The organism is Paenibacillus sp. FSL L8-0436 (assembly GCF_038593025.1).
In the GTDB taxonomy this organism is placed as follows: domain Bacteria; phylum Bacillota; class Bacilli; order Paenibacillales; family Paenibacillaceae; genus Paenibacillus_AQ.
In genome coordinates, this window is record NZ_CP151955.1 from 833,550 (window position 1) to 851,340 (window position 17,791).

A 17,791-nucleotide genomic window follows, 5' to 3' on the forward strand; every position below is an offset into this window, starting at 1 on the left:
GCTTTACGATGAAGGAAAGAATTATTGAAACAGTGGATGGTATACAGGATATTGGTAGTGTTCAAAAGTATAATTTAATGCAGAGAGAAACCAGAGATCGTGGAAACATAATGGAAAAGGTGGATCGTTTAGTTAAAAATGGTCTTGTTAGTGGGCATGCATTAGAAATCGGTCCGGGTCCAGGATATTTTGGATTAGAATGGTTAAAGGTAACCGATAACTCGACGCTAACCGGAATTGAAATTAGTCAGCCGATGATTGCAATGGCTGAAGAAAATGCTGCTGAGTATGGATTGCAAAATAGAGTTAAGTATGTGCATGGAGATGCTAAGCAAATGGAATTTGAAGATGAAACTTTTGATTTAGTTATTTCATGTTTCTCTTTGCATGAATGGGAATATCCAGAGGCTATTATTAAAGAAACAAGTAGAGTGTTGAAAAAAGGCGGCCATTTCTTTTCTCTGGATTGGAGAAGAGATGTTGATTTAAACGCTATTAGTTTTATACCTAACAGTGTAAAAGATGATAAAATGCGGGAAGGTTTATTTCGCTCTATAGATGCAAGTTATCATGTTGATGAAATCAAACAGTTCTTCTCGATTACAGATAATCAATTGAGATTAAAGGTGTATGCAGAATTAATTTATGGAATGTATGTAATTGCTCAAAAAGTATAATCTACCTGTCCAAAATATTAAGGAAGGGGATTTAATATCTATGAAATGGGATTTATTTATAGATAAGGGATGGATTCCTTTGACAGATGAGATTGAACAAACATGGGGCGATATCCTTAATAAAAACACCTGCAACATGCAATGCCATATTGACGAAGTAATCAAAGATGTTTTGGGGAAGGTTACTGAAGATATAGCAGGGTTATGGTCAGATGTCAATCACCTCGCTTTTTATATTGGTGATTATTCAGAGAATAGTCAGGTTTATGAATTTGCTTCTTGTCTGAAGAAAAAGAAGGATAAAAGAGAAATTGTTGATTTTGATTATGGAGCCTCTCATTTAGCAGTTAAATATCACGGAACACAGGGTTGGTGGTTTTCAGTTAATGTTGATAATAACATAAAGCTTGAGTTGTTTACTTTTTTAAGATTCGGTGATTGGGCTGAAATCAATCTAAATATGAAAAGCAAACATATTTCACATTTTGCAATCAATGTTTCTAGTAAAGAAAACTTAGATGAAATAATAAACAAATGTAAAGATCCGAATATTGAAATTATTAGTTATGTTATTGATGATGAAATAGGCCATACTTATGCGCACTTTAGAAACATAAATTCAAGTGAATTAATAGAGTTCGTATTTGAACAATAAAAGGGAAAAAATATGAATAAGGAGAGAAGTATGGAGATCCGTAAGAAAATTGGTGTTTTGGGTGTAGGGAGGATGGGAAGGTGCATTGTTCAAGCTTTACCCCGATGTGAAAAATTAATTTTAGTCGATAAAATTGTTACCCCGCAGTTACAAACTATAGCTGCAGAAAAAGCAGCTCTTCTTTCTAATGACATTAAGCAATTAGATGAAGTGAATATTCTGATTATAGCCATACCATACAGTGAATTTTCCTATATAAAAGAAGATTTGTTGATGATCTCAAATAATAAACAAATCATAAATATTGCTACTTTGCTGAGAAGGCAAGAGCTAGAGTCGGTATTTCAATTTAATGAAATCCTGAATATCAAAATTATTGGTGAATCAACAGAGATCGAAAATGGAAATAAGGCAATATTAGTTGTTCAGGATATTAATTTAAGCGATGAGCAGAAGTTCAATATTGAATGGCTGTTTAAAGATTTCGGTGACATTATATATTCTGAGAATGATTTTGTTTCAGAGATTAATAGTTTCGTAGCAGAACAAACAATTAAAATGATTCTTCATGTTGAAAAGAAACTTAGCTCTGAAGACATAGATCCCAAGATAGTGGAAAAGGCAGTCAAGAATGTAATGAAGGGAACATGTGCTACATATCCATGGGCGGCGGATGATGACTTTATCAACCAAATCAAAGCCAGACTACCAAAATGATTTGAACATTAATGAGGTTTATAGATGAAAATAGTCACCTGTAGCGAGCTATATATGCTCATACAGGTGACTATTAATTTGTGGTATTATCAGTCAAATATTCTTTATTATCCTAGGATATTTGTCTTTTTCTTTATAGGAAAACAAATTTCCGTTAATAAGTTGGCAGCTTCGTTGGCCTCTTCAGGGGAGATATGATAAATATTAAAAGGGGAGCCGTTCAGTTCATAATCATTATCTAATATCCATCGAGCGACTGTTTCATTCACTTCACTAAGTTTGTTATAATTTCCTTCATAGATAAATGAAGCCACGGTTTGTTCTTTTTCTATTTTAATATTTGCTTCTTGCAGATTTTCATAATCCCCTGAAATGCATTTTTGGACTTCAATATCAATCCTTTGATTTTGAACATCCTCTTCGTAAAAAACTGTTATATTAAAATGCGGATAGCTTAGTCGTACATTCTGGCCATGAACGATCCTGGATAGTCTTTTCCATAGCAGAGTTTCATCCTGGTACTGCTTGATCTGTGCACGTAAATAAATGACCCGTCGTTGTGGAATTTTCTTTGCCGTTACTGTATATTTTGATGACTCTTTCTGAGCGTTTAGGTGTTTAATCATGGAGTTTATCAACAATATTTTATCTTGCTTCTCATTTATTTCCTCCTGCAATTGTGCCGCTTGCATATTCAAGAACTTCATCAGATGAATATCCTCATCATATTCATATAAAATCTTTTTTATTAGATGCAGACTGAGTCCCATGGTTTTCAACATGTTTATTTTGTTAGCTACTGCTAGCTGGTGTTCATAATAATACCGATAACCAGTACTTTCATCAATAAAGCCCGGAGGAAGTAAATCAATGTCAGCATAATGCCTAAGCATCTTAGTGCTTAACTGCGAAAGAATGGAAAAGTCACTAATTCTAAGCACCGAAATCCTCCCTAACATTGTCTAATTTCTGGTTTTCAATAAATGTAAAGCGAGCAGAAATGCCGAAACGCCCAAGATCAGAAATAGTAAGAAAGTACCTAATATAGAGTTCCAGTTGATAGAGTTCTGTAAAATAAGATCCCTTATACTATTTATAACATATGTGAAAGGATTTAACGATACCGGGATTTTGAAAGCGGCCGGGATATATTCATAAGACATCAATGAAGTACTCACAAAAAAGATGGGAAGGGTGAATGTATTAACAATGGCTAAAAAGGAATTTTCCGTTTTGAAAATCATACTAAGAGCATAGGAGAGGCTTGCTACAAAAAAAACGCAAAAGAAGATTAAACAAATAATGAGTAGGCACCCGAGTATTCCAGTTGCTATTTTGACTGACAGGAAAAAAGAAAAAATAAGGAGTATAAAAACTTCGACAAAAGTTAAAATAGCTGCATCAAAAATATGTCCTAATACAATAGAGCTTCTTTTCACAGGAGAGATGAATATCCGATAAAAAATCCCTTCTGATTTCCAGGAGTAATTTGAAATTCCGCTCATACCGGATGATGTAAGTGTTACGAGAATCAGAATTCCAGGAAGCGTATAAGCCGTATAGTTATCTCCAACATATGTTTCCGATTGGAATATCGTTGTAAATAATAGCAGCCAAATTAACGGCTGTATGAGTGTCATAATTATAGTTTCCATATTTTTGAATCGCCATTTTACATTTCTTAAGACAATGCTGAAGGTTCTCATTTTAATTCCTCCCCGTATAATCATTCAAAAGCTCATTTCTTATGGGCTTACTAGTGAATTTCAGGAAAATATCGGATAATGAAGGATTTTGAATTTCTATGGCACAAAATCCTATATTATTCTCGGTTAATAATAAATTTGTTGTAGCAAAGCCTTCAGAACTGTCATCTACAGAAATATATAATGTCTTTTCCTCGACTCTTATATGTTTGAAAAAATTCTGAGCATTCAAACGTTCTACAATAGCAGCAATATTTTCAACGGTATTAAGCTCAACTCTAATAACAGGCTCGCTGAAATATTGTCTAAGTTCTTCCATGCTGCCTTGAATTAGAGGTTGCCCGTCTTTCATGATGCAAATTGTGTTGCTTAATAATTGAGCTTCTTCCAAATAATGAGTTGTCAAAAATATAGTCGTGTTAAACTTCTCTTGAATTGTCTTAATCATTTGCCACAAAATCTGTCTTGATTCTATATCCAAGCCAACGGTCGGCTCATCTAAAAATAAAACTTTTGGATGGGATATCATACTCATTGCAATATCGAGCCGTCTTGCTACCCCTCCTGAATATTCGGATACATTGAAATCACAATATTCGGTTAGGTTGAAGGCTTGGATTAGTTCTTCACTGCGAGCGTGGATGGCGGTAGAATCTAGACCGAACAGTCTGCCTTGAAATTCTAAATTCTCCTTAAGTGACATGTGTTTGTCTATGGATGTATGTTGAGCGACACAGGAGATGCAGTTTCGGATGTTTTGGCTTTCATTCTTTAAATTATGCCCCATAATTGTAATTTCACCGGAAGTTGGTAAGATGAAAGTGGTAAGGATGTTAATCAATGTAGATTTTCCCGCCCCGTTTTGGCCAAGCAGAGAAAAAATTTCTCCTTGAGTGACAGTTAAGTTGAAATTGCTTAAAGCCTTTTTTCCATTTTTAAATATCTTATTCAGTTCCTTCACTATAATAGCTTCCAATTATTCCACTCCCTTACTGGTTATGTAAAGCGATCATAAACTATCCTACAATGGGAAAGTCAAGGGTCTATTTTCTTTAGTGTATGTTTGGGGAATTTATGTTTTTTCGGGGTTTTTAATGTTGTTAAGCTCACAGACAAGCTGCGGCTTATTCCGATATGATGGTGGCCGAGGAACAACATAGGGTTCGGGAGGGCTAGTATGAGGGGAAAATCGCTTCGAGGCATATGGATCATGTTTGTCGTATTTGTTGTTATTTTTATTTTGAATATGAGTGTGGTATGGGATATTAATGCAACACAGCGGATGTGGCTTGTAATGGATGTGTGGTCGCTTGTCCTTTCGATTGTTCTGCTTTTCCGGCATCGGTTGCCGTCGGCCAAGCAAATTTGTATCTCGTTGATGTTGGGTGGACTGGTATCCTTATCCTATCTTCAAGGAAGTGCCTACTCCATAATCAGCAGCTTCCTGATTACCGTGATGGCTGCACTTGCTGTATTCAGCACATTTGCAGTATATCGGGAGAGTCCGGTTCAATTTTTGAGAGTGAATGGAAAGGGCGGGGTGACGGGCAGCATTATATGGGGGCTGCTCTTCGGGCTGGCTTTGGGTGCTGTAAATGTGGGACTGATGCTCTCCAATAATGAGCTCGATTTTCAGCTTTCGCTGTCACGCTTTCTCGTATCGCTGAGTCCGGCAGTTCTTGAAGAGATCGCTATGCGAACCTTATTTTTTGCCTTTTGCTACAGCCTGCTGCAAGGGAGAATTGCTACGAAGGGGCAGCGATTTACCTGCTGGTTTATGATGGTCATTCCGCATGTGCTGATTCATACGCCAGAGGCCTTTATGAGCCAAGGCGTGATTTCGGGTCTTGTTAGTGTCATACTGTACACGGTCATTTTCGGGCTGCCTTTTGCTTATTTGCAATGGAAGCGGGATGTGACTTCAGCGATGATTGCGCATGGCGTGGTTGATTTTATCCGGTTCTGCTTGTTCGGCCTGCCATTTTAATATTTCATCTGACACGAATGGTGGGAATGCCCTCTCTTTTCCGCAAGTAGAATCAAGCAATGCAATTTCCATTTCTCTAAAATGACTATAGAGCGGTTGAAACGAGGTGAACGACGAATGTACGAGTGGCACAAGCAAATCCAAATAATCGTTGATGAAATTGACGAGTGTATTAAAAATCGTAACTGTGAAGCAATAACGCTACGATTTCTTTCTCGCAAGTTAGGTTATTCCGAATTTCATACTACGAGAAAATTTAAGGAAATATCGGGTATGCAATTTAGGGATTATCTGCGGCATAGAAAATTAGCCTTTGCACTAAAAGAGGTTCGGGATAGTGAAAAAAGCATTTTGGATATTGCTTTTGATTATGGTTTTTCATCACATGAAGCCTTTACCAGAGCTTTCAAGGGAACATATGGTGTAACTCCAAGTGAATACCGAAAAAAGCCTATGCCTGTCGCCCTTCGTACAAAAATAAACCCGTTCGACCGCTACTTTTTCGGATTGGGAGAGATTGGTATGATGAAATCTACAGATGATGTTAAAATTTATTTTGTAACCATTCCCGCACACAAATTTTTGCACATTAAAAACTATGAGAGTAATGGGTATTGGGATTTTTGGCAAAAGCAAAGCCTTATTCCGGGACAGGACTGCGAAACCATTTGCGGCTTACTCGATAGTATCAAGGGCAAATTGGATGACGATGGTGGGAGCGAATCTAACAGCGGCAGCGGTCAGATTATGGCGTACATTAACGACCCGGACGGCAGACTCTGCGATTGGGGTATTCCACGTACAGAGTGTCATGGTGCACGTCTTCCTTTTGATTATAAAGGCGAAGTACCACCACAAATGCTTATGATTGATGTTCCCGAAGCCGAGTATATTGTTTTTGAACATGGGCCATTCGATTATGAGCAGGAAAATCGTAGTGTGGAGGAAAAGATGGAAAAGGCAATGGCAACTTTTGATTTTGCAGGCACTGGTCACTGCTTTGATACTTCCCCCGGTAGAATAATTTACTTTTATTTTAATCCGGAACGGTTTTTTAAGTATATTAGGCCAGTACGGAAGTCATAATCAATAAAAGGCACCTGTCCAAATGCGGTAGGTGCTTTACTACATATGATAACCTCCTGACACTGCTCCTTCACAGATAACCGAACCGGACTGAATACGGGGCATTATTGGAACGATCAGAACGGTGAGGATCTAGAGGCTCTGGGCGGCGGTTTTAATGCGAATTTAGACACGTTGCAGGACAATGAGAAGCGGACAACAATTGCGGCAAAAATCAGAGAGCGGCTTTTTCTTGTCGCATGAAAGTTATGAGGAGTTGTCACTCGGCTTTATGACAATGCTTCTGTTAGGTTGGGGATGGCCCGGGTTATTTCTTGCTCTGGATGAAAAGCGCTGTCCCATTCAGGAGACAATACACCGAGCTGGTCGGCTTCATGAATCCATGACGCATAAGGATGCCCATTCCCCACATCCGTATACACATTGGGTAATTTACATAGGGTGCGTTTTAGATTGAACTTTATTGAGCAAAGAAGTTGCCTTTCACTAGGCGCTGGGGTATACCTTATCTGAGAATATGTAAGTAAAAATATCCCAATTGCGCTATGCTACGTCTAGTATGTTTGAAGATTTGGAGGGGATGTATATGAGAACTGAAAAAGAAATGTTTGATTTAATACTAGAAGTTGCTCAAATGGATGAACGAATCCGTGCGGTATACATGAACGGTTCGCGTACCAATCGTAATGCTACCAAGGATATTTTTCAGGATTATGATATTGTTTACGTAGTAACTGAAACTTCATCTTTTATAAAAGACGAGACATGGGTAAATGTATTTGGTGAATTGCTTATGATTCAAGAGCCTGATAAAAATAACCAGTCTATGGGTATAGATATGGATTTCACTCGGTCCTACGGATATTTAATGTTATTTACAGATGGTAATCGTATAGACCTTCACATAGAAACTAAAGAATCTATGCTTGAAGGATATGTTAGTGATAAATTGACAGTTCCTCTATTAGATAAGGATAACTGCCTGCCAAGCATTCCTGCCCCCACGGATATCGACTATCATGTTAAAGAGCCTACAGAGCAATTATATTTGGGTTGTTGTAATAATTTTTGGTGGTGCCTGCAAAATGTTGCTAAAGGAATTTGGCGTGATGAATTACCGTATGCGAAACAAATGTTTGAGCACGTTATCAGACCTCACTTGGACGAATTGATTTCATGGTGGGTGGGTACCAAAAATGATTTTCAAGTTTCTACAGGGAAAATGGAGAAGTATATAAAGAAGTATCTTCCCGAATCATATTGGGAAATGTATAAGGAAACTTATTCCGACAGTAATTATGAAAATATGTGGAACTCGATATTCGCTTCGTGTGAATTGTTTAGGGTTCTGGCCAAGGATGTCGCTGAGTATTTTGGGTATTTTTACAATGCCAAAGATGATGCCAATATGACTAATTATCTTAAGCGTGTTAGGGAATTGCCTATTGATGCAAAAGGTATTTATTGAATGTCATTGAGCCCATTCAGCGGATGATCATGAATAATGGGCGTCCGTATTTCCGACAGAGAAACCATTATTCTTTCAACAAAATTCATTGAATCGCTGGATCCACATTATTACTTTATTAATTTGTCTGTGGTATAGTAAAGGCAGATAAGGCGTACAATGCAAAGCGAGCCGTGCTGGTAACACGACTCTCTGCGCAATAGCCGCTTTTAAGGGCGGAGGCTTAAAGGGTTTATCCATTGAAATAGGACCGCTACCTTTGAGCAGGGCGGCCTATTTCTTTTTGCTGCCCATATAGCCTTCTATCGCTTCTGCTATTATACCATGTTGTTAAGTGTAAAGAACGTCTTGATTAGGCGTTCTTTTTTTTGCACAATAGATCAAATCCCGTACTCACCAAAAATACCCGCATACTTCTTTTCTAATATCGCCCAGCGCTTTTCGGTTCCGTATTTCAATTGCAGCTGCTTCAGATATTGCCCGGCGGCTTCTGTATCACCTGCTTGCACATTGGGGTAAGAATATAGTATATCTGGAGAAAGGACGCGTTGATGGATGAAGAAGAATGCCATTGTTCTATTAGTTGTCTTTCTGTTTGCAGCCACTATGGTGCTGTTGTTCGGATGGGTCTTGCCTGCAGTTTTACGAATCTATCTACATAACTATTACATAAAGGGCCTTACTTTGCTGGTGATCTTTACTGGGGTGGTGCTTGGTAAACGGTTTACGTGGAGTAACCATATTGTCTATGTCATCGCCGTAGTTACATTGGTGGGCATGATGTTTGATACTTCAGGCAACCCCATGTACAATAAGCCGCTTGAATGGATCGTGTCTCCTATCGGGGAATTGCAGGTCATGCAGGACGTAAATAATTATGCACCCGGTGAATATGCCATTTCTGATAACATAGCGATTCTGAAGCAGGATGGGGGGATCATAGAGCTCAGCACGGCATGGCTGTATCTGTACCGCTTTGTGCAGTATTTGGCTCTCTATTCGATTGTCGGGACCGTACTTGGGGCGGTTAACAGAAGATTGCCGGAACGCGATTATAAGTTAATTCAGACGGTAGACGAGACGCTGCCGGCAGACCTGGAGCAGAAAGTAGCCGCTGAACTGAAACGCAGAGAGGAAGCAGCCAGCGCAGGACGGATTCTACCCGATGAGATCCAAGCCTCTGTATGGAAATTGAAGCAGGACGGTAAGCTCATTCCGGCAATCAAATTGGTTCGCATGCATACTAATCTGTCTCTGGGCGAAGCGAAGCAATATGTTGAGAAGTTATAGGGAAGCGTTGAATCTCCCGGTAAATGCCTGTGACGATCCGTTACGGGTATTTTGCCAGCTGTAATATATTTCACAAATTCCGTCCTTACCATTTTCATTCCTTATCATTTATACTGAATAAAGTTATTACACATCTAAGGAGCCGCCGAACCCATTATGAATAAAAAAGAAGTCGCACACATACGCAAGCAGTTTAAGCTGGATCATGATCTGATGAACATCTACGATATTCTTAACGTGTATATTATGAAGGAAAGCAACGAGATCTATCATTGGGAGCGCCTGCCGTTTGGCCTCGTGGACAGAGAGAAGCAGGAACTGTATATGGGCAATTTCAAAAAACTGCTCACCGGTGAGCTGGACCATAAGCTGTTCGAGCTGAAGTTTCAGGAGGAAGCGGAGGACCCGACGCGGGTAATGCTTCACCAAGGCCTGGTGACAGGTGATGCTGAAGAATGGCAGGATCTGATGATGCTGCTCGTGGACAAGATGCTGGTAGATGTCAAGTATGAGAAGGATATGGTAATCACTTTTGTTCGCGGGCAGTATTACCGGCCGACTAAGGCCAGGAATGATGAAGCCGAAGAGAGCGGGAAGGACGAGATGTTCGCGCATCCGTTTATTCTGTGCAGCGTGAATTCCACGGAACAGCAGCGTAAAAACCTCATGTTCGATTATGTGGAGCGGGAATTCAAGTACAATATCATCGTCGATCCGATCATCAAGCTGAGTTCACCGGAGCAAGGGTTCTTTTATCCGAGTGTGACAGACAACTATTCTGATGTGAACCGCATTCTTTATTGTACGGGAAAATCGAATTATCCGGACCCGCAGTTCATTGAGCAGGTCCTGAATGCTGAGAGATCTGTAACAGCATTGGAAGAGAGAAGCTTCTTCGAAGATATCGTGAAGGAATTGGCGGGTGAACAGCTCGATACGACCACTCTCGCCCAGGTGTATGAGGAAATCCAGCAGGTCATCGAAGATGGTGCAGAGGAGGAGGAAGCCCCCAAGCTGGATTATAAGGATGTGGAACGCGTCCTGAAGGTAAGCGGCGTAGAGAACGTGACGGCAGAAAAGGTGGAGCGGGCGTTCGAAACGGTCGTCGACGATAAGTACTACGAAATGAAGGCAAGCAGTGTTATACCGAAATATACTTCAAAATCGATCAAGATCGAGACAAAGGTAGCCACCATTTCCGTCAGCCCGCAGGATCTAAGATATGTGAAGCAGGTGAATTATCAGGGGAAACGCTGCATCATGATCGAGGTTGACGAGGAAGTCGTAATCGAGGGTTTTACGCTCAGTACGGAAACATTGTAGACTCGTTTGGCTGTGCGTTGCCCACTTTTTTGAAGCAGGGGTTATCCATAAAGTCTTAGATAAAGCCTTGGGATAGCCGCTGTTGTATTTGTATTTAGTTACTTTTGGTGCTTAAAGATATAGTTGATATATTCTTTTGCACTATTATTAATTTCTTCATCGCTGGCTTGAAATGAAGCTCCGAAGACAGCAAAGTAGGGGAGTGCGACTGCACCTACATGTCGAGCACTGGCTTTGAAAGACGCGATTACTTCATCCACGGTAAAAGAAACAGAGCCCTCCGGCAAGTAATTCTCCTTTTTATCGCCGATGGACATGGCAAGCCCTAACCTCTTCCCTTTAAGCTTGTCACCTTTTGAACCATAAGCCCACCCGTAAGCAAAAACATCGTCAAACCATTTTTTTAATAGTGGAGGATAGCTGTACCAATACAATGGAAATTGAAAGATAATATGATTATAGGCTTCTAATAAATTTTGCTCTCCAGGAACATCTATATTCCAGTTAGGATACTCTTTGTAAATCTCATGAACTGTAATATCGTTTGGATATTGCAGCAATTCTTCTTTCCAGCGCTGGTTGACCCTTGAAGCCTCAAGGTTCGGGTGTGCCAGAATCACCAGTGTTTTCATTGGGAATCTCCCTTCACAGGCCTGTGTTTTTTTGAATATCATCATTATCTTGCAGGCCCCAAAAAAAGAAAATACACACAATAAAGTAAGATGCTTACTTCAAGGTACGTACTGGACTCGGAAAAAAATATATGCAACAATGATTTTTTAGACCTGTGTTATAAGACCTTCATTAACGAGGTGTTATTCAATGAAGCAATATCATCTGGGCATAGAGGCAACACTTGAAATCATCGGTGGAAAGTGGAAATCTCTGATCATCTGCTTACTGATGCCCGGTGCGAAGAGAACAAGCGAATTACAGCGCAATATTCAAGGCATTTCACAAAAGGTTCTGATCCAGCAGCTTCGGGAACTTGAGGCGGATGGACTCGTCAGAAGATATGTATACCCGCAGATGCCGCCAAAAGTCGAATATAGCCTCACGGAATATGGAGTTACAGCCAATAAGATCGTTGACGTTATGTGTACTTGGGGAAAAGAGAACATTAAAATGAGACAACGGCAAGGAGAAGATATCGTCTTGCTGGAGGATAAGTCACCGGAACATTTTGAAGATCGGAAAGATTACTAAAACCATATACGCCCACCTCACACCCACCCCGTAAACTCCAATATCGATGCCTTCGCCGACTGCGCTTCGGACTGTGCCCCTTTACGCCATTGTTTGGGCGACTCTCCCATGAGCCCGGAGAAGCAGCGGTTGAAGCTGGAAATAGAACGAAAACCGACCTGCTCAGAGATCGAAAGAATGGAATCATCCGTGCTTTTCAGCTGCTTGCAGGCCTCTTCGATTCGGGTGCTGCTCAGGAAATCGAGAGGTGCCGTTCCCATGATTTCATGGAATTTTCTGCGGAAATGCGTTGTGCTTAAGTGGCATAAATCCGCCAGGAAATCGATGGTGATGGGGGTCATATAGTTTTTCGTGATATACTCCAGAGCTGGCGAAATGGCGAAATAGCCCTTCATACTGTGCTCAGTTTCTTGTTCGGCCAGCGTTTCATTTGTGGAATGAATTCTAAGCAATTCTATATAGAGAGACAGTAACAATCCGTAAGCGCTTTCCTGGTAGTAAGGCTTTTGCTGCTTGAGCTCCTCTACGACCGACGTGGCAAGGGAATAGACCTTGGGATATTGCTCCTTGTTCAAAATACAGTTCTTTCCCTGCACTCTCCACAGGTTCGGCTCGAAGCTGCTGTAAGCACTTTTGAAGGAATGCTGAAACAGCTCCTCCGGCGAAAAAAAGAGATAGGACCACAGACTCGCCGTATCAGGCGAACTGTACGTGGTATGGGGCAGGTATCTGGGGAGAAAAGTCACATCTCCGGCTTTAAAGGGGACAGCTTCTCCTTTGATCTCCATAATGCCGCTATCTGAATAGCAGATACCAATCTCCAAATGGTTATGGAAATGGAGATGTTCGCTTTTGATATCGGAAATCCTCCAGCGGTCCCCGCTTAACAGCAGGACAGGGAAATGGATAGGCAAGCTGTAATGGCGGTACTCGATGACAGGTTTCTTTTTTTTTGGCATATTCGCTGCTCCCATTCCCTAACGTGAATTTGTGTTGATTGAAGGTGAATAATAGGTAACTTCAACTATATAGATTGAATTTAAGAATATAAACTTAGGGAAAAGTGGCGGAAGGGAATTTTGGAACTGTAGGAGCGATAGCGTCCGCCTTTAGGTTTGGATTTCTACCGCGAATCGCGGTTAAATTCAGGAAATCCAAACCTAACAGCGGCCGAAAGTCCAAACATTCTCTGGAGTCACTGCTAACCCCAAAGTAGAAAAACCACAAGTTCAATCTTTATAGCTCTCTTCAACAAATGGTTGAAATTGCGCAGTTTTGCTGCGAATGTGCTTAGATGTATACCATTATACTGCTTACAATAGAGTATATAAAGCGTTTACAATAAGACGGACGGCTCTAAAGGCGCCTTTGGGGGCGTGTGCGAAGGAGAGGGGAATAGAGATGCTTCAAATCAATTATGACAGGGAAGAAATATTAAGCGTTATCGACAAAGTCACCAGAAAAACACTCGCGATGGATTTAACGTGGGACTGGCCTTGCGGGGTGGCATATTATGGGGTATCCAGAGCCTATCAGACCACAGGAAATAAAGAGTATTTAGATATGCTTGTCCAGTGGGCAGATGAATATATCGAGCTGGGCCTGCCGGACTGGACGGTAAACACCTGTGCCATGGGCCACATGCTGATCACCTTGTATGAAGAGACTGGCAACCAGAAATATTGGGATATTGTGATGAGTAAGGTGGATTATATCCGCAGCAATGCGCTGAGGTTTGGGGACAATGTGCTGCAGCATACCGTATCCGTGTCTAATGATTTTCCAGAGCAGGCCTGGGCGGATACGTTGTTTATGGCGGCATTTTTTCTGCTCCGCGTAGGAAGCAAGCTAAATGATCAGGAAATGATCCAGGATGCCCTGAATCAATATTACTGGCATATCAAATACCTGCAGGACCCTAGCAGCGGTTTCTGGTACCACGGCTACAATAACATCAAGCAGGATCACATGTCCGGATTATATTGGGGTAGAGCGAATGCTTGGGGCGCCTACACCATGTCGCAGGTCAAGCCACTTTTGAAGGACTGGTATTTGTATCCTCAGTGTATGGACGTGGAGTGTTCACTCCGGGATCAGCTGGCGGCGCTCAAGCTTGTTCAGACGGCGAACGGTTTGTGGCGGACCGTGCTGGATGACGAAGAGTCCTATGAAGAAGTATCTGCTTCTTGCGGGATTGCGGCGGCTATGATCAATAACGGCAATCCGCTGCATACCAAATATGTGCAAAAGGCCCTGAAAGGTATCTTGGACAATATCAGCGAAGATGGGCGGGTACTGGGTGTATCGGGCGGAACAGCGGTGATGAAGGACCGGGAAGGGTATCGCAATATCCCCAAAGACTGGATTCAGGGCTGGGGTCAAGGCTTAGCACTCGCTTTTCTGTCCGATATGCTTAAATAGGAGGGAACCAGGTTGTCCAATCTAACCAAGGGAGCCTTTACCCTGCCGGGAGAATCCGGTTATGAGGCACTGACCCTGAAACTCGCTGAACGGTGGGGTGCCGATGTCATCCGTGACAGTGACGGCACGCAATTGTCCGATGAGATTATAAATGCAGGATACGGTATCTACTCTACAATCTGTATCATTAGGGAACATAATGTGTGGGCGTCACAAAATCCGGATAAGCTGCAGCAGTGTTTTTTAGTTACGAATCCGAAGGTGGCTGTACAAGCTTATGTATCCATCTATCTGATGGAGGATTTTTTTGCTGAACAATTCAGAGTGAATGATTCCAAAGAGGCATTTAAATATTGGCAGGTTGTAGACCGGACGACCGGGGAGGAAGTTCCGAGAGAACAGTGGAATTATGATCGGGAATCGGGAAATGTAGTCCTTACCAGAATAGATCCTTGGCATAAATACACGGTCAGCTTCATGGCCTACCGGATCTGGGAAGAGATCTCCATGTACAATCATACGACGAACAACTGGGATAAAGAGCATTTGATGCAGATTGATCCCATCTATCCGGAAACGCAGGCATATCTGCTGGACTGGATGGAAGAATGGTGTGTACAGCATAAGGAAACAACGGTTGTGCGGTTTACTTCGCTTTTTTATAATTTCGCCTGGATCTGGGGCAGCAGTGAGCGCAACCGCCATCTGTTCTCGGACTGGGGTTCATACGATTTCACGGTGAGTTCAAGAGCGCTTGATCTGTTCACTAAGAGATATGGCTATTCGCTGACTGCCGAGGATTTTGTGAATGGCGGCAAATATCGTGTAAGTCACATCCCGGCTGAGCAGCGCAAGCTCGACTGGATGGCCTTCATCAATGATTTTGTAATCGGATTTGGCAAGCAATTAATTGACATTGTGCATCGGCACGAGAAACTGGCGTATGTCTTCTATGATGATAGCTGGGTTGGCGTGGAGCCTTACAATGACCGCTTTGAGGAGTTTGGCTTTGACGGGATGATTAAATGCGTGTTCTCGGGTTATGAGGCACGACTGTGTTCAGGTGTAAAAGTGGATACGCATGAGATCCGGCTGCATCCGTATCTTTTTCCGGTCGGGCTAGGCGGACTTCCTACCTTTATGGAGGGCGGCAACCCCACGCTGGATGCCAAAAAGTACTGGATCAATATCCGGCGCGCGCTCCTGCGGGAGCCTATTGACCGGATCGGACTGGGCGGGTATTTGCATCTGGTAGAGCCTTACCCGGATTTTTGCGATTACATCGAAAAGATTGCCAACGAATTTAGACAAATTAAAGAGCTGCATCAACAAGGCAAACCTTATCAAATAAAGACGAGAGTAGCCATTCTCCACGCTTGGGGTAAATTAAGATCGTGGACATTGTCCGGCCATTTCCATGAAACGTATATGCATGATTTGATTCATATTAATGAGGCTTTATCCGGATTGCCGGTTGACGTGCAGTTCATTGATTTTGAAGATATCCGTCAGGGCGTACTACAGGATTGTGATGTAGTAATCAATGCCGGATCTGCCGGATCTGCCTGGAGCGGCGGGGACTACTGGAAAGACAATAAGTGTGTGGACCTGTTGACCAAGTGGGTGTATGAGGGCGGTGCTTTTATCGGGATTAACCAGCCTTCGGCAGTCGATGGCTATGACAGCTACTTCAGAATGGCACATGTTCTCGGTCTGGATGAGGATACCGGCTCCAGGGTCGCTCATGGAAAATGGGCTTATGAGACTCGGGACGAGCACAGCCTGGTGCCTGAAGGGGCCAGCATAACACCCAAGAATAGCATTTATCTTACCGACGGGTCAGCTGCAGTAGTGGATGAAACGGGTGGCAGGATCACACTGTCTACTCATGCCTTCGGTAAAGGCCAGGGGATCTACCTTCCTTCGTTCGAGTTCAGCTTTGCGAATACAAGATTGCTGCTGAATCTGATCCGCTATGCGGGCAATGAGTTACATGAAATGAAGTACATTACGGATAACTTATTTACAGAGTGTGCCTATTATCCGGAAAGTAAAATGCTGGTTGTGATTAACAATAGTGATCAGCCTCAAAGCACTATGATTGATACAGAGTATGGGCAACAAATGATGGAATTAGCTCCGTATGACACGATTATCTCAACGATTGGCGAATAAATAACATTCAAAAAGCTCAAGTCTGCGGCTATATGCCGATGCTTGAGCTTTTTGCTGCAATGCAGCGGTTCACCAGTGCTTATAAATAGTAGGGAGGGTACCGTTTCGGTCAACATTATTTCTGCTGTATACTCAAGGATCGGGCTCTATGAGAGTGAATTGTGATAGGATAAGGGTACATTTATTTTCCCCACGGGGCAAGAAAAGGGAGCAACATGAGAATTATTATTTCGCCTGCCAAAAAGATGAAGCCGGACACGGATGTCTTTACTAGCCGCCAGATGCCGCAATTTATAAATGAGTCGGAAATTCTGCTGGCCACATTAAAAAAGCTGAACTATGAAGAAGCAAAATCCCTATGGAAATGCAATGATGCTATCACCACGCTGAATGTCCAGCGGATTGAGAATATGGATTTAACCCGCAATTTGGTGCCGGCTCTTTTTGCCTACGAAGGGATTCAGTACCAATACATGGCACCGGGGGTGCTACAAACGGAGGAACTGGAGTATCTTCAGCAGCATTTGCGGATCTTGTCGGGGTTCTACGGGATACTCCGGCCGTTTGACGGGGTTGTTCCATACAGACTGGAAATGCAGGCCAAGCTGGCCGGACCGGGCTTCAGTTCGATTTATGGATTTTGGGGCAGAAAACTGGCCGATCAGCTTTTTGCGGAGAGCGGCTGCATTCTGAATTTAGCCTCTAAGGAATACAGCAAATGCATTGCCCCTTATCTGGGCAGAGATGTTCGAATGGTTACTTGTGTATTCGGGCAGCACATCGGTGGTAAAGTGATCGAAAAAGCAACCCTGGTCAAGATGGCCCGAGGTGAAATGGTACGCTTCATGGCTGAGCGGCAAATCAGGTGCGTGGAGGATATCAAAGGGTTTACCGGGTTTGATTTCGAATTTGTGGATGAGTTATCAAATGAGAACACCTATGTGTTTATACAAAAAGTTACGACAACTGGTGGGAATAAAGTCTGTACAGGAACAGGAAATTGATTGAAGGAATTAAAACAGTTAAAAAGCTCAAGCCTGCGGCTATATGCCCGGTGCTTGAGCTTTTTGCTGCAATAGA

General features: G+C 42.2%; 16 protein-coding genes. 12 read left to right on the plus strand and 4 right to left on the minus strand.

What is annotated here, in order from left to right; translation table 11 throughout:
- The first annotated feature begins 8 nt into the window (after positions 1-8).
- Genes NSS79_RS03870 through NSS79_RS03880 form a run of 3 tightly spaced genes read left to right on the plus strand, consistent with a single transcriptional unit; the run spans position 9 to position 2,049 of the window.
- Entirely contained in the window at positions 9-677 is a 669-nt protein-coding gene (locus tag NSS79_RS03870; protein ID WP_342438352.1) for a methyltransferase domain-containing protein, read from the plus strand.
- Between the two features lie 40 nt (positions 678-717).
- Positions 718-1,332: a hypothetical protein gene (locus NSS79_RS03875; protein WP_342438353.1), complete on the plus strand. Its 615-nt coding sequence runs from the start codon at positions 718-720 to the stop codon at positions 1,330-1,332.
- A gap of 30 nt (positions 1,333-1,362) precedes the next feature.
- The gene (locus NSS79_RS03880) at positions 1,363-2,049 is read left to right on the plus strand and encodes a hypothetical protein (RefSeq protein ID WP_342438354.1); all 687 of its coding nucleotides are present in this window, start codon (positions 1,363-1,365) and stop codon (positions 2,047-2,049) included.
- A gap of 107 nt (positions 2,050-2,156) precedes the next feature.
- Here the strand turns inward: NSS79_RS03880 and NSS79_RS03885 are convergent, their stop codons facing one another.
- Together NSS79_RS03885 and NSS79_RS03890 are read right to left on the minus strand one after the other, a co-directional pair.
- On the minus strand, positions 2,157-2,990 hold the full coding sequence (locus tag NSS79_RS03885; RefSeq protein ID WP_342438355.1) for a MerR family transcriptional regulator: 834 nt from the start codon (positions 2,988-2,990) through the stop codon (positions 2,157-2,159).
- 766 nt (positions 2,991-3,756) lie between these two features.
- A complete protein-coding gene (locus NSS79_RS03890) occupies positions 3,757-4,731 on the minus strand; it encodes an ABC transporter ATP-binding protein (protein WP_342438356.1) in 975 nt (324 codons plus the stop codon).
- A 201-nt stretch (positions 4,732-4,932) separates the two neighbouring features.
- Between NSS79_RS03890 and NSS79_RS03895 the strand changes: the two genes are divergently transcribed.
- The 5 genes from NSS79_RS03895 to NSS79_RS03915 all read left to right on the plus strand — a co-directional run bounded on the left by NSS79_RS03895 (position 4,933) and on the right by NSS79_RS03915 (position 10,909).
- Positions 4,933-5,742, plus strand: a complete 810-nt coding sequence (locus tag NSS79_RS03895) for a hypothetical protein (RefSeq protein ID WP_342438357.1) — start codon at positions 4,933-4,935, stop codon at positions 5,740-5,742.
- A gap of 117 nt (positions 5,743-5,859) precedes the next feature.
- Positions 5,860-6,828: a helix-turn-helix transcriptional regulator gene (locus NSS79_RS03900; RefSeq protein ID WP_038585853.1), complete on the plus strand. Its 969-nt coding sequence runs from the start codon at positions 5,860-5,862 to the stop codon at positions 6,826-6,828.
- Between the two features lie 586 nt (positions 6,829-7,414).
- Positions 7,415-8,296 carry an aminoglycoside 6-adenylyltransferase gene (locus NSS79_RS03905; protein WP_342438358.1) on the plus strand — a complete coding sequence of 294 codons (882 nt, stop codon included), beginning with the start codon at positions 7,415-7,417 and terminating at the stop codon, positions 8,294-8,296.
- A 555-nt stretch (positions 8,297-8,851) separates the two neighbouring features.
- Positions 8,852-9,586 (plus strand): hypothetical protein, encoded by a 735-nt coding sequence (locus NSS79_RS03910; protein WP_342438359.1) that lies wholly within the window; start codon positions 8,852-8,854, stop codon positions 9,584-9,586.
- Positions 9,587-9,742: 156 nt separating this feature from the next.
- Positions 9,743-10,909 carry a DUF4317 domain-containing protein gene (locus NSS79_RS03915; protein ID WP_038585868.1) on the plus strand — a complete coding sequence of 389 codons (1,167 nt, stop codon included), beginning with the start codon at positions 9,743-9,745 and terminating at the stop codon, positions 10,907-10,909.
- Between the two features lie 98 nt (positions 10,910-11,007).
- Here NSS79_RS03915 and NSS79_RS03920 read toward each other — a convergent pair whose 3' ends face one another.
- The gene (locus tag NSS79_RS03920; RefSeq protein WP_342438360.1) at positions 11,008-11,541 is read right to left on the minus strand and encodes an NAD(P)H-dependent oxidoreductase; all 534 of its coding nucleotides are present in this window, start codon (positions 11,539-11,541) and stop codon (positions 11,008-11,010) included.
- A gap of 190 nt (positions 11,542-11,731) precedes the next feature.
- Between NSS79_RS03920 and NSS79_RS03925 the strand changes: the two genes are divergently transcribed.
- Positions 11,732-12,115 (plus strand): helix-turn-helix domain-containing protein, encoded by a 384-nt coding sequence (locus tag NSS79_RS03925; RefSeq protein ID WP_342438361.1) that lies wholly within the window; start codon positions 11,732-11,734, stop codon positions 12,113-12,115.
- 17 nt (positions 12,116-12,132) lie between these two features.
- Here the strand turns inward: NSS79_RS03925 and NSS79_RS03930 are convergent, their stop codons facing one another.
- Positions 12,133-13,074, minus strand: a complete 942-nt coding sequence (locus NSS79_RS03930) for an AraC family transcriptional regulator (RefSeq protein WP_342438362.1) — start codon at positions 13,072-13,074, stop codon at positions 12,133-12,135.
- A gap of 442 nt (positions 13,075-13,516) precedes the next feature.
- Here NSS79_RS03930 and NSS79_RS03935 point away from each other — a divergent pair, with 442 nt between their 5' ends.
- The 3 genes from NSS79_RS03935 (at position 13,517) to yaaA (ending at position 17,715) form a co-directional block, all read left to right on the plus strand.
- A complete protein-coding gene (locus NSS79_RS03935) occupies positions 13,517-14,536 on the plus strand; it encodes a glycoside hydrolase family 88 protein (RefSeq protein ID WP_342438363.1) in 1,020 nt (339 codons plus the stop codon).
- A 12-nt stretch (positions 14,537-14,548) separates the two neighbouring features.
- Complete coding sequence (gnpA, locus tag NSS79_RS03940) at positions 14,549-16,711, plus strand: 1,3-beta-galactosyl-N-acetylhexosamine phosphorylase (protein ID WP_342438364.1); 2,163 nt, start codon at positions 14,549-14,551, stop codon at positions 16,709-16,711.
- Between the two features lie 215 nt (positions 16,712-16,926).
- Positions 16,927-17,715, plus strand: a complete 789-nt coding sequence (gene yaaA, locus NSS79_RS03945; protein WP_342438365.1) for a peroxide stress protein YaaA — start codon at positions 16,927-16,929, stop codon at positions 17,713-17,715.
- The last annotated feature ends 76 nt before the right edge of the window (positions 17,716-17,791 follow it).

Bases quoted from the DNA above. Each gene is read 5' to 3' on its own strand.
- NSS79_RS03875 (WP_342438353.1), top strand. From the start codon at position 718: ATGAAATGGGATTTATTTATAGATAAGGGATGGATTCCTTTGACAGAT.
- NSS79_RS03905 (WP_342438358.1), top strand. From the start codon at position 7,415: ATGAGAACTGAAAAAGAAATGTTTGATTTAATACTAGAAGTTGCTCAA.
- yaaA (WP_342438365.1), top strand. From the start codon at position 16,927: ATGAGAATTATTATTTCGCCTGCCAAAAAGATGAAGCCGGACACGGAT.
- NSS79_RS03870 (WP_342438352.1), top strand. From the start codon at position 9: ATGAAGGAAAGAATTATTGAAACAGTGGATGGTATACAGGATATTGGT.
- NSS79_RS03900 (WP_038585853.1), top strand. From the start codon at position 5,860: ATGTACGAGTGGCACAAGCAAATCCAAATAATCGTTGATGAAATTGAC.
- NSS79_RS03895 (WP_342438357.1), top strand. From the start codon at position 4,933: ATGAGGGGAAAATCGCTTCGAGGCATATGGATCATGTTTGTCGTATTT.
- NSS79_RS03920 (WP_342438360.1), bottom strand. From the start codon at position 11,541: ATGAAAACACTGGTGATTCTGGCACACCCGAACCTTGAGGCTTCAAGG.
- NSS79_RS03935 (WP_342438363.1), top strand. From the start codon at position 13,517: ATGCTTCAAATCAATTATGACAGGGAAGAAATATTAAGCGTTATCGAC.
- NSS79_RS03910 (WP_342438359.1), top strand. From the start codon at position 8,852: ATGAAGAAGAATGCCATTGTTCTATTAGTTGTCTTTCTGTTTGCAGCC.
- NSS79_RS03925 (WP_342438361.1), top strand. From the start codon at position 11,732: ATGAAGCAATATCATCTGGGCATAGAGGCAACACTTGAAATCATCGGT.
- NSS79_RS03880 (WP_342438354.1), top strand. From the start codon at position 1,363: ATGGAGATCCGTAAGAAAATTGGTGTTTTGGGTGTAGGGAGGATGGGA.
- NSS79_RS03915 (WP_038585868.1), top strand. From the start codon at position 9,743: ATGAATAAAAAAGAAGTCGCACACATACGCAAGCAGTTTAAGCTGGAT.
- NSS79_RS03930 (WP_342438362.1), bottom strand. From the start codon at position 13,074: ATGCCAAAAAAAAAGAAACCTGTCATCGAGTACCGCCATTACAGCTTG.